The 10,500-nt window shown below is 40.1% G+C and carries 11 protein-coding genes; all 11 read left to right on the top strand.

Features of this window, described 5'->3' with window-relative positions; all coding sequences use genetic code 11:
* The coding region (locus tag C1I60_RS03670; RefSeq protein ID WP_252361546.1) for a polysaccharide biosynthesis protein at nt 1-773 on the top strand (773 nt) is incomplete at its 5' end.
* Nucleotides 773-1,477 carry an acylneuraminate cytidylyltransferase family protein gene (locus tag C1I60_RS03665; protein ID WP_137060993.1) on the top strand — a complete coding sequence of 235 codons (705 nt, stop codon included), beginning with the start codon at nt 773-775 and terminating at the stop codon, nt 1,475-1,477. The genes C1I60_RS03670 and C1I60_RS03665, both read left to right, overlap by 1 nt.
* Nucleotides 1,478-1,505: 28 nt before the next feature.
* Nucleotides 1,506-2,534, top strand: a complete 1,029-nt coding sequence (neuB, locus tag C1I60_RS03660; protein WP_137060535.1) for an N-acetylneuraminate synthase — start codon at nt 1,506-1,508, stop codon at nt 2,532-2,534.
* Nucleotides 2,531-3,670: a UDP-N-acetylglucosamine 2-epimerase gene (neuC, locus tag C1I60_RS03655; RefSeq protein ID WP_137060534.1), complete on the top strand. Its 1,140-nt coding sequence runs from the start codon at nt 2,531-2,533 to the stop codon at nt 3,668-3,670. Before neuB ends, neuC begins: the two co-directional genes overlap by 4 nt.
* A gap of 12 nt (nt 3,671-3,682) precedes the next feature.
* A complete protein-coding gene (locus tag C1I60_RS03650; protein WP_137060533.1) occupies nt 3,683-4,321 on the top strand; it encodes an acetyltransferase in 639 nt (212 codons plus the stop codon).
* Between the two features lie 6 nt (nt 4,322-4,327).
* A complete protein-coding gene (locus tag C1I60_RS03645) occupies nt 4,328-5,473 on the top strand; it encodes a DegT/DnrJ/EryC1/StrS family aminotransferase (protein ID WP_137060532.1) in 1,146 nt (381 codons plus the stop codon).
* A 94-nt stretch (nt 5,474-5,567) separates the two neighbouring features.
* Nucleotides 5,568-6,413: a TylF/MycF/NovP-related O-methyltransferase gene (locus C1I60_RS03640; RefSeq protein WP_137060531.1), complete on the top strand. Its 846-nt coding sequence runs from the start codon at nt 5,568-5,570 to the stop codon at nt 6,411-6,413.
* A gap of 31 nt (nt 6,414-6,444) precedes the next feature.
* The gene (locus C1I60_RS03635; protein WP_137060530.1) at nt 6,445-8,112 is read left to right on the top strand and encodes an HAD-IIIC family phosphatase; all 1,668 of its coding nucleotides are present in this window, start codon (nt 6,445-6,447) and stop codon (nt 8,110-8,112) included.
* Entirely contained in the window at nt 8,109-8,342 is a 234-nt protein-coding gene (locus C1I60_RS03630; RefSeq protein WP_137060529.1) for an acyl carrier protein, read from the top strand. Before C1I60_RS03635 ends, C1I60_RS03630 begins: the two co-directional genes overlap by 4 nt.
* A 58-nt stretch (nt 8,343-8,400) precedes the next feature.
* Complete coding sequence (locus C1I60_RS03625; protein ID WP_137060528.1) at nt 8,401-9,543, top strand: GNAT family N-acetyltransferase; 1,143 nt, start codon at nt 8,401-8,403, stop codon at nt 9,541-9,543.
* A gap of 1 nt (nt 9,544) precedes the next feature.
* Nucleotides 9,545-10,444 (top strand): polysaccharide deacetylase family protein, encoded by a 900-nt coding sequence (locus tag C1I60_RS03620; RefSeq protein WP_137060527.1) that lies wholly within the window; start codon nt 9,545-9,547, stop codon nt 10,442-10,444.
* Nucleotides 10,445-10,500: the final 56 nt, after the last annotated feature.

Raw genomic sequence — 10,500 nt, 5'->3', positions numbered from 1 at the left:
CTCTTAAACATGTGCCTGCATGCGAGTACAACCCCATGGAGGCAGTGAAAACGAATGTTATAGGTGTACAAAATTTAATAGAGGCTGCTATTGAGCATGATGTAGAAAAAGTGGTAGCCATCAGCACAGATAAAGTGGTAAATCCAACGAATACAATGGGTGCTACAAAGTTACTATCAGAACGTTTGATTTCAGCGGCCAACTTGTACAAAGGTAGCAAACGTACCGTCTTCTCATGTGTCCGCTTTGGGAATGTTATGGGCTCAAGGGGGTCCGTTATTCCGTTATTCCGAGATCAGATTGCTAAGGGAATCCCAGTGACTGTCACACATGCAGAGATGACCCGATTTATGATGTCTATTCCTCAAGCAGCTCAACTGGTAATAGATGCGGCGCATCATTCGCAAGGCGGAGAAGTATTTGTACTTAAAATGCCGATTCTTAAAATCACAGACTTGGCCCAATGTTTGATTGATTCATTTGAACAGGCAACTGGCAATATCTATTCGGGTGAAGTCGTCGAGTCTGGAATACGGCCGGGAGAAAAGCTGTATGAAGAACTAATGTCGCTTGAGGAATCTGAAAGAGCACTGGAGAATGGACAAATGTATATTATCCCTTCGTCATTTCATACAGCAGAGCAGGAATATGAAGGTTTTCAAAAGGCGATTCCTCAAGAGTATTCTTCGAAGACTGCACCACAGATCTTCCAGACAGCCATTCGGGAGCTGATTGAAAAAAATGGATTGGGTTTTACAATGGGTGCTGTATGATGGGCAATCATAAATGTCTGGCGATTATTCCTGCGCGCGGTGGATCAAAAGGTTTACCTGGTAAAAACATTAGATTGTTACATGATAAACCGCTCATTCAATATAGTATTGAGGCAGCGCTGAACAGTAGCTGTGTAGACGAAGTTGTAGTTACAACGGATAGTGCAGAGATTGCTCGTGTGTCAGGTCAAGCTGGCGCAGCAGTTCCATTTATAAGGCCTGCTGAGCTGGCTACCGATGAGGCCAAAAGCATTGATGTATTGAAGCATGCTGTTGAATTTTATGAACAGACGCTGGATCAATTTTTTGATGTTATTATACTGCTGCAGCCCACATCTCCATTGCGAAATGCTATGGATATTGAAGAGGCGTATACAATATTTTCGAGTAATCAGGCTGATTCACTACAAAGTGTCGCTTTATCAGAAGTTCAACCCTACCTGCTAAGAGAAATGGATAACGGACGACTAATGCCTTACTTGGAAGGTGAAAGGGAGCATTTAAGGAGACAGGATCTAAAGGAATTGTATGTTCTAAACGGAGCAATATATATCGTAAAAAGAGATCTGTTGATGAATCATAGCACCCTGGTTGGACGTCATAATTGCGGTTATATTATGCCTAAAGAACGATCAGTTGACATAGATGACGCGTTTGATTTGAAGATGGCAGAGTTTTTTTGGAGAGAATCCAATCACAAGTGATCCCCGCAACAGGAGGGAGTAGTATAGCATGCAAAGCTTTTTATCAAATAACGACAGCCATTCCATCTACATTATTGCAGAGGTGGGCGTAAACCATAACGGATCATTGGAGCTTGCATTTGAGTGTATTGATCAGGCGATTTTGTGCGGTGCCGATGCGGTGAAGTTCCAGACCTTTAAAAGCGAAAAACTGGTAACCAAGTACGCCCAAAAGGCTGATTACCAGACAGAAAATACGAACTCCACCGAGAGCCAACTGGACATGTTAAAACAGCTGGAATTAAGCTTTGATGATTTTGTTCTGTTGAAAAAGTATTGTGAGGATAAAGGAATAGACTTTCTCTCTACACCCTTTGATGAAGAAAGTGCCGATTTTCTGAATTCAATTGATATCGATGCTTTCAAGGTTGGATCGGGAGATATGAACAATATTCCCTTTCTTCAGAAGCTCGATCGCTATGGGCGCCCAATTATTCTATCTACCGGAATGTCTAATCTGGATGAAATTGGAGAATCGTTACAAGCATTCAAAAAAAGTGACGTATTATTGCTACACTGTACTTCCGACTATCCGGCACCTTTGGAAGATGTTAACTTGTTGGCTATGAATACAATTTCTAAAGCTTTTGGGAAGGTCACAGGATATTCGGATCACACTGCTGGTATTGAGATTGCTGTAGCGGCTTCAGCATTGGGAGCGAGAATTATTGAAAAGCATTTCACGTTGGATCGATCACTTCCAGGTCCTGACCATAAGGCTTCACTGGAGCCTGTTGATTTCTCCAGAATGGTTGTTGCGATTCGTAATGTAGAGCAGGCTCTGGGGGATGGGGCTAAAAGGTGTATGCCCTCTGAGGAAAGCACCAGAGCTGTTGCAAGAAAGAGTGTTGTGATGGCAGCACCTAAAAAGGCAGGCCAGACGATAACTCAAGAAGATCTAGTCATCAAACGCCCAGGAACGGGAATAGCTCCTAAATATTATGCTGATTTAGTTGGCAAGCAGCTTTTAAAGGATGTACATGAAGACTATTTGTTGTCATGGGATGATGTGCAATGAAGAAAGTATTGGTGATTACCGGAACACGGGCTGATTATGGGATATATTACCCGGTTTTGCGGGCTATTGAGGATGAACATGCTCTGGAGCTCCATCTGTTGGTGACAGGAATGCATTTATCCTCACAGTACGGATATACATTGGACGCTATTCATAAGGACGGATTTCGTGTATCTGCTAAGGTAGACTGTCTGCTGCAAGGGTCAACTCATGCCAATATGTCTCGCTCTATCGGAATAGCAATCATGGGCATGACGCAATCCATAGAAGCTTTGGAGCCAGATTTCGTCGTTGTTCTGGGAGATCGGGGAGAAATGCTTGCAGCCGCGATTGTGTCCTCTCACATGAACATTCCGCTGGTTCATTTACATGGTGGCGAAGTATCCGGCACGATTGATGAGTCTGTTCGGCATGCGATCAGTAAGTTGGCTCACATTCATTTCGTGGCGACAAATGGAAGCAGAGAGCGTCTAATCCGGCTCGGGGAAGAACCATGGAGAATCCATGTAGTCGGTGCTCCGAGAATTGAAACGATGATGAATACATCCTTGCCTGATCTAGAGGAAACAAAACGTAAATACGATCTGGATATAGATAACGATTATGTGTTATTTGCTTACCATCCTGTCACCACGGAAGAGGTGGATATGAGCAAGCTTGGCAAGATGCTAGAAGTTCTTTTGACTGGAGAGAATGAGGTTATTTGTGTGATGCCTAATTCGGATGCTGGAGCTGATGCTATCGTTGATGTATATAATCGTTTTGCTGCAAGAGGTGAGATGCATCTTGTGACCAGTTTTGAGCAACTTGATTATCTGACGATGTTGAAAAATGCAAAAGTATTCATTGGAAATTCCTCTTCGGGGATTATCGAGGCTGCTTCCTTTCATGTTCCAGTCATTAACATTGGGACCCGTCAGACAGGTAGGGAGCGCTCTGCAAACACAATAGATATTAAAGCCGATGAGATCGAACTGATGTCTGCATTGGAGTATGCAATGTCTGAACCTTTCCAGCAAATTGTTGAAGCGTCTGACAATATATACAGTAGAGATAACACAAGCTCTCATATCGTGGATATATTGAAACGAACATCCAAGTCAGAGCAGCTTATTCAAAAGACAATTACCTATTAAGGAGGGGCGGCCTTGAGCTATATCGTTTTTGGAACAGGAGGACATGCCAAGGTCATAGTTGATATTTTACGATCTTGTGGTGAAAAAATAATTGGAGTTCTTGATGACTTTTGTAACGAAGAAGAATGGAACGGGTTGCCGGTCTTGGGGGACATTAATCAGGTTGACAAACTATTATTTCAGTATCCCGGAGCGCTGTTCATTGTAGCAATCGGAGACAATACAATCAGAATGAAAATTGTGAGTCAATTAAAAGCAGCAACAGTCAAATTTGGAACTGCTGCTCACCCGAGCGCTGTAATCGCACCGAGCGCATCCATCGGCGAGGGGACGGTTGTCATGCCTAATTCAGTTATTAATGCCGACGCCTACGTTGGAGAGCATACCATTATTAATACGGCAGCTACCATAGACCACGATTGCCGGATAGAAGATTTTGTACACATTTCCCCAGGTGTACATATGGCAGGCGGAGTTCAGATCGGGTGCTGTGCTCATATCGGAATAGGTGCAAGTCTTATACCTGGTGTTCGTGTAGGGTGCGATACCATCGTTGGTGCTGCTTCTTGTGTCATCCGCGATTTGCCAGAGAACGTCATAGCTGTGGGTTGTCCGGCCAAAGTAATAAAAACCTATAAGGATAAGGGATGAAATGAGATGTCCAACCGAGATAGAATTTATTTATCTTCACCGCATATGGGCGGGTTTGAACAACAATATATCACAGAGGCCTTCGAAACGAACTGGATTGCCCCTCTGGGCAAAAATGTAGACGCTTTTGAATCAGAGGTGGCAAACTACTTAGGATGTGGAGGTGCTGTTGCCCTAAGTTCTGGAACAGCAGCGATTCACTTGTCTTTAATATTGCTTGGTGTGGAAAAGGATGATATTGTTTTTTGTTCTTCTCTTACCTTTGTTGCCAGTGCTAACCCGATCTTATATCAAGGTGCAATTCCTGTCTTTATCGATTCAGAACCGGACAGTTGGAATATGTCCCCTGAGGCACTAGAGCGAGCATTGAAGACTTATGCAGATAAGGGGAAAAAGCCTAAGGCTGTAGTCATAGTCAATTTGTACGGACAGAGTGCAGACTACAATCGGTTAAAAACGATATGTGATCATTACGAGGTGCCGATTGTAGAAGATGCTGCAGAATCGCTCGGGGCAACTTACGACAAGCAAATGAGTGGAACGCTTGGAAAATTCGGTATTCTTTCATTTAATGGAAATAAGATTATTACCACTTCTGGCGGAGGCATGCTGGTTTCAGATGATATAGAAGCTCTGAGTAGAGCGCGGCATTATGCAACGCAGGCTAGGGAAAAGGCAATACATTATCAGCATGAGGATCTTGGCTTTAATTATCGTCTGAGTAATGTTTTGGCTGGCATAGGAAGAGGACAGCTTCGTGTGTTGGATGAGCGCATTCAACAGAAACGAGAAGTCTTTGAAAAGTACAGATATGAGCTATCAGGAATTGATGGAATACAATTTATGCCGGAAAAAAGCTTTGGCAAGTCTACTCGATGGTTGACAACAATGACAATAGATCCTGAAATCTTAGGCAGTAGTGTTAGTGATTTAATAGGATATCTAGGCAAAGATAACATTGAATCCCGTCCAGTCTGGAAGCCGCTTCATCTACAGCCACTCTTTAAGGACGCCGTATATTTCACTCATGAAAGTGGTGTGGATATTAGCCAAATACTATTTGAAAAGGGAGTTTGTTTGCCCTCTGGAACAAATATGTCAGTGGATGAGCAGAGCTTTGTTATTAACCAAATGAAAGCTTTTTTTCGATGAATATAATATTGGACTCAATTAGCACAGCCATGTTTTGCATAAATAAAGAGCAATTATTCAATTAATATATTTATTTCAAGAAGAGGTGTGGAATTTGGTTGATAAAGAAAAAGTAGTTATTTTTGGTGCAGGTGACGGGGGACTTCGTGTTCATTATCTATTAAGTGATGAATTCGAGGTTATTGCATTTGCAGACAACGATGTATCTAAACAAGGCTCGAAATTTTTGTCCAAATCGGTCGTCGCTCCTAATGAAATCTGTAAGCTTGAATTCGATTATGTAATTATAGCGAATATTCACGGAGAATCAGTGTACAAGCAACTCACTGAAGAGTTATTGATTGAAAAGGAAAAAATTATTGACTATTATATGAGTTTGAAATTTGACACTAGGCTGGCTCTATTACGGCAAATTGCTGATGAAATAAATGAGTGTGGAGTAAAGGGAAGTGTAGCAGAACTCGGTGTGTTTAAGGGTGAATTTTCTAAGTATATTAACCGGATTTTTCCTGATCGCCAATTATATTTATTTGATACCTTTAGCGGTTTTGACCAAAAGGATATTGATAACGAGAATAAAGGGGATTTTTCAAACTCGATTGCTGGAGAATTTTGCAATTCGGATGTGGAGTTAGTGTTGGAAAAGATGGCGTTTAAAGATAATTGTATTGTGAAAAAAGGATATTTTCCAGAAACAGCAAGTGATGTGAATGAAACTTTTGCATTTGTTAGTCTTGATGTTGATTTGTATCAGCCTATTCTCGAAGGCTTAAAATTTTTCTATCCTAAGATGTCAGATGGAGGATATATTATAATCCATGACTACAACAGTACTCGATTTCATGGTGTAAAGCAGGCGGTTAGAGAGTATTGCAGAGAACATGGTGTTAAGTACACGCCTATAAGTGACTTATGTGGTAGTGTCGCCATTATGAAGTAAGTTGAACCTTGATTTATGGGGGAGAAAATAAATGAGAAAAAATAAACTATTAATCCTCTCTGATTCTAATCTAAATCCGATGGTTCGTTTTCTAGAGGGATCTTTTCAGGATTTGACGTTAGAAGTGACAGAGGCCCCTTATAACCAAGTGAATCAGGTTCTTATGAATTCTGATCACTCCGTATGGTCGGAAAAAAAGGATATATTGCTTTTATGGACAAGTCCTGAGAAAGTAATTCCTTCTTTTAATAAACTGCTGGAATATAAGGAAATTGATATCGGTGATGTTCTTAATGAAGTCGATCAATTTTGCGAGCTTATTATCAGGGCTGAGGGAAAAGCCAAACATATTTTTGTTGTGTCTTGGTCCCTCCCACCTCATTACCGTTGGATACAATCGATGACATTAAAGCACAATGTAGGATTAAGTAATGTACTTATGCAAATGAATCTACGTCTTTCAGAACGACTACAAAAGCATGATCATGTTATTATTCTTGATTCTAACTATTGGTATACTGCAATCCAACAAAAAAGTTACGATGCTAAAATGTATGCACTTGGGAAAATTCAGTTCTCGCGTGATTTTTTTCTCTTTGTATCCAATGAGCTAAAATCAATCGTTAGTGGTCTATACGGACAAAGTAAAAAGCTAATTATCTGTGATCTGGATAATACGCTCTGGGGTGGCGTTATTGGCGACGATGGCATTGACAACATCAAACTGGGGGGGATTGATCCCGTCGGTGAGAGTTTCAAGCTTTTTCAGCAAGAATTGCAAAGATTGAGTAACCGAGGTGTCATTCTGGCTATTTGCAGTAAAAACAGCGAACCGATAGCACTAGAAATGATAGAACAGCATCCGGAAATGATTCTGAAAAAAAAGGATTTTTCTTCAATTCGAATCAACTGGAACGACAAGGCTGCCAATGTTGTTGAAATTGTAAAAGAACTCAATCTAGGTCTGCAATCTGTTGTGTTTTTGGATGATAATCCATCTGAAAGAGATCGTATCAAGCAAGCTCTTCCTGAAATATATGTACCTGACCTACCTGTAGATGTAACTCAATATCCAGTTTTTATTAGCCAACTGGATTGTTTTGAGACTCCTGCTATAACGTTGGAGGATCGTAAACGAACAGACTGGTTCAAACAGGAGCAAAAGCGGGAGTCGATAAAGTTAAACGCAGGATCATTGGAAGAATGGCTCCACTCACTTGAAATTAAGCTGACTCCACATAAATTAGATAAATTATTGCTAACACGGGCTGTACAGTTAATGAATAAAACGAATCAGTTTAACATGGCGACCCGCAGGTTTACGATTGAAGAGTATTGGTCCTGGAGTGAACTACCGAATAATCATGCAATTTTATTTGAAGTGGAAGACAAATTTGGAAATGCAGGTTATACAGGACTGATTTCGGTTTCATGTGATGATGGAGGTCAGGCTGAAATCCATGATTTTGTTATGAGTTGTCGTGTCATGGGCAAGGGAATTGAGGAAGCAATGCTTTATTTAGTTTCCAAGCATTTTTTACCTCATAATATTAAGGCTACGTATGTAAAGACGGAAAAGAATAAACCTTTTTATGATTTTATTTCAAAGAAGTATAGGGATGTATCTAAAAACAATGAATTAAATTTAGGAGAGATATTTCTACCTCATCATATCTTACTTAAGGAGTGCTCTTTTTGAATAAATTTGAGTTGGTTCAATCAATAATATCTAAAATTATGAATGTGCCTGTCGAAAAAGTGACGTTGGAATCGGTAAAAAGTGACTTTGAACATTGGGATTCGCTCAATCAATTGAATTTAGTGATGGAACTTGAAGCTATTTTTAATGTGTCTATTCCCATTGATGAAATAGCTAATATAGATTCAGTGGAAAGCATTTTGCATATTTTGAATAGTATTCATAATTAATATTTTTTTCGAAATGTACTGTAGAAAAATATAACGCGTGAAAAGGAGGGCGTAACTATTGGAAATTGTAAAATATCAAGATTCTGATTATGAATCGCTGGTTGCATTTATGAGAATTAATTGGTCTTCAGAGCATGCCATTTATAATAAAGAATTGTTCGATTGGCAGTATCGGGTTGATGAGGACGGTTTAGCAGAATCCCTGCTTCTGGTCGACAATGGCTGCATTGAGGGATTCCTTGGGGTCATTCCTGGTGAGTATAGTTCTAACGGAGAACAATATAAAGGCATCAGTTTCGCGATGTGGATTGTGTCAGAAAAGTATAAAAACAGTGGCTTGGGAATTATGCTTATGAAAGAAGCAGAGAAGTATAATCCGGTGTGTTTGACTTTAGGCTGTAATTTTCAAGTGGTACCTATGTATGAGCGTATGGGGTATTCGTATTCAGATCATTTGAACCGTTACGTCATCCCGCTCGATGTGAACGGTTATGTGAATTTACTAAAGGACCCGGTTGATCAAGCGAGCATTGAGCAATGGATAGCGGGTGTTGAAGAAAGATTGATACATTCATACAGCCCTATACTCAATATTACGGGTGAGGAGTTAGAGCAATTATACATTAATAGTGTTCAACATCGTTTTTCACTTTCTCAGTATCGTAGCGCCTCCTTTTGGGATTGGAGGTATATAAATAGCGCGGGCTATAAGTATTTATTTTTCGGTGATTCCACTTCTGAAGGGATTGTAGTTGCACGACTAGATCGAGTACATGCTCTCGATGAGAACATCCACGGCACAAAAGTGTTAAGGATTATAGAAATCATTCCAGTTAATGCTGATGTTTGGGAAGGAATAGCAGATCATCGCTTGAACGAGATGATAGCTGGAGTCTTATCATGGGCCCGAGATCAAGGGTGTGCTGCGGCAGATTATCAGTTAAGTTCAAATCGTTTAGAACATGTCTTGGAATCTATTGGATTTAAAAAACAAAATATAGACTACTCTCCAACGGAATGTGGATTGGCAGGTTTGTTCCAGCCTTTTCGGCATCGTGTTAATCCCATTAATTTTGTATGGAAAATTAAAAATAATGAAGGTGCTTTTCAAAATACGGAAGTGAATGATATATATCTTGTTAAAACTGATGGAGATATGGATCGACCGAACATTTGGCCACTTCCTAAAGGGTGGAATTGAATTGGGTAATATTGCTGCGATGTACCACTATGTACGTGAGAAGAAGGGATGGGATGGTATTGTTCCCATGCATCCCCATGACTTTGAAGAACAGCTAGATTTAATTAGCAAGACACATCGAATTATCTCGTTGGACGAGATTGATAAGTTCAATTCGGAACCATGGTGTGTACTAACGTTTGATGATGGAACAAAAGATCAATACACGTTTGCCTTTGACATTTTGAAAAAAAAAGGAATTCCTGCATATTTTACAATCATGTCTGGTCCACACATCACAGGAAACATTCCATTAGTTCATTTGGTTCACACGGTGCTCTCTTTCAAATCTGATGAAGAGATATGGGAATTACTGAGTGGGATGTATGATACGTGCGGTGTGGAAGAGGAAAGTCAAATCTATAAGTATGAACAGAATAAACTACGTAGATACAATAAATTTATGCTTAATTTTAAATTATCTGTTACCGAAGCAACTATCTTTCTCGAATCTATTTTTCAGTCCTTGTTTCCCGATAAGTATAAATTTATAAATGATTTTTATATAAGTACAGAAGAAATAGTCGAAATGAGCCAGGCAGGAATGACTATAGGTGTGCATGCTCATAATCATATTCCTTATAATGGCGATCCACAGGAATTTTATGATATTGAAATCGGTCCTTGTAAAGATTGGATGAAGAGTGTTTTAGGTATAAATCCGATTTGGTACACGCCTGCCTTTGGTGGTGGTGTTAACCAAAAGTTAATGTTGGACAAACTAACTCCTGTTCTAGTACAGAATGGATTTGTGGGTGCTTTTAGTACAAGAGAAGGGGAGATTTCTGACAACAGAGAGTTTTGGATGGATAGAATAGACTGTATACGTCTACCTCCTCTAGGGACATCATCGTATTTGTAATCTGTAGTGATGTGAATAAAGGGGAGAAGGGGGGCTATTGTGAGGCTTTTAATCCT

It is taken from the genome of Paenibacillus terrae (genome assembly GCF_005217525.1).
Taxonomy (GTDB): Bacteria; Bacillota; Bacilli; order Paenibacillales; family Paenibacillaceae; genus Paenibacillus; species Paenibacillus terrae_C.
Note: the sequence above shows the minus strand (reverse complement) of the source record. Positions and strands in the feature narration are given on the sequence as shown.